The 1,420-nt window shown below is 72.3% G+C and carries 1 protein-coding gene; it reads left to right on the top strand.

The genetic code is table 11. From position 1 onward, the window contains the following. Positions 1–181: 181 nt before the first annotated feature. A complete protein-coding gene (locus HW577_RS25020) occupies positions 182–961 on the top strand; it encodes an SDR family NAD(P)-dependent oxidoreductase (protein WP_198378798.1) in 780 nt (259 codons plus the stop codon). Positions 962–1,420: the final 459 nt, after the last annotated feature.

The raw sequence follows: 1,420 nt of genomic DNA, 5'->3' as shown, positions 1-1,420 counted from the left end.
CTGCCCGTCGCGGCGCTCGAGCGCCTGCTGCGCGCCGCGCCGTCCTGGGCCGCCGCCTTCGGCCCCGCGGTCGCGCCGCGCCTCGCGGCCTGACCATCCCGCATCCGGCGCGACCGCGCCGGGTGTGCCTTGAGCCCATCCGCGCTATACCCGCGCACAATCGAAAGCGCGGAGGTTCGGCATGGCGGGCAGCACGGGGACGCGAGGCAGGCCATCCAACGAGCCGCGGCGCGTCCTTCTCCTGACGGGCGCGTCGCGTGGCATCGGCCATGCGACCGTCAAGCGTTTCTCCGCCGCCGGGTGGCGCGTCATCACCGTCTCCCGCCAGCCCTTCCCCGAGCAATGCCCGTGGGAAATGGGGCCCGAGGACCATATCCAGCTCGACCTGACCGACCCGGCCGCGACCGAACTCGCGGTCAAGGAAATCCAGGCGCGCCTTGCCCCGGACAAGGGCCTGCTGCATGCGCTGGTGAACAACGCCGCCATCTCCCCCAAGGGACCGGGCGGCTCGCGCCTGGGTTCGCTGGAGATGGACCTGGAAGGCTGGCTGCGGGTCTTCCGCGTGAACTTCTTCGCGCCTGTCCTGCTCGCCCGCGGCCTCGTCGAGCCCCTGCAGCGCGCCAAGGGGTCGGTGGTGAACGTCACCTCGATCGCCGGGTCGCGCGTGCATCCCTTCGCCGGCGTCGCCTATTCCACCTCCAAGGCCGCGCTTGCCGGGCTGACGCGGGAAATGGCGAGCGACTTCGCACCGCTCGGCATCCGCGTGAACGCGATCAGCCCGGGGGAGATCGATACCTCGATCCTGTCGCCGGGCACGGAGAAGATCGTGCAGGAGCAGATCCCGATGCGCCGGCTCGGCCGGCCGGAGGAGGTCGCGCAGGCGATCTACTTCCTCTGCACCGAGGCGTCGTCCTACGTGAACGGGGCGGAACTGCACATCAATGGCGGGCAGCATGTTTAATGTGCCCTCAGACGGCGGGCGGCCCGCATCCGCGGGCCTTGCCTTCGCGCCGTGAACTGTCGCACCCGGCGCGGCTGATGGGCTGGGCGCGGTCGCGCATGCGCGCTCCCGGATCGAGGCTTGGCCTCGATCCGTTGTCTTGGGCTCAGGCGCCGGCGCGGAGTCTTTTTGGACCTCAGGCGCCGGCGCGGCCATCCGGCCGCTTGGCTTGCGCACCTTGGAGTGTCGCGCCCGGCGCGGCTGATGGGCCGGGCGCGGTCACGCATTCGCGCTCCCGGATCGAGGCTTGGCCTCGATCCGTTGTCTCGGCCTCAGACGCCGGCGCGGCCATCCGGCCGCTTGGCTTGCGCGCCGTGGGCGGTCGCGCTGCGCGCTCCCGGATCGCGCCGGCGCGCGATCCGCGGTGTGGCGCCGGTGGCTGAGGGGGCGCATGGCCGATAGCGCCGCGGCGCGTCCGCG

This window comes from Neoroseomonas rubea, assembly GCF_016106015.1.
Lineage (GTDB): Bacteria > Pseudomonadota > Alphaproteobacteria > Acetobacterales > Acetobacteraceae > Neoroseomonas > Neoroseomonas rubea.
The sequence above is the reverse complement of the archived record's forward strand: the minus strand, read 5'-3'. Positions and strand labels throughout refer to the sequence as shown.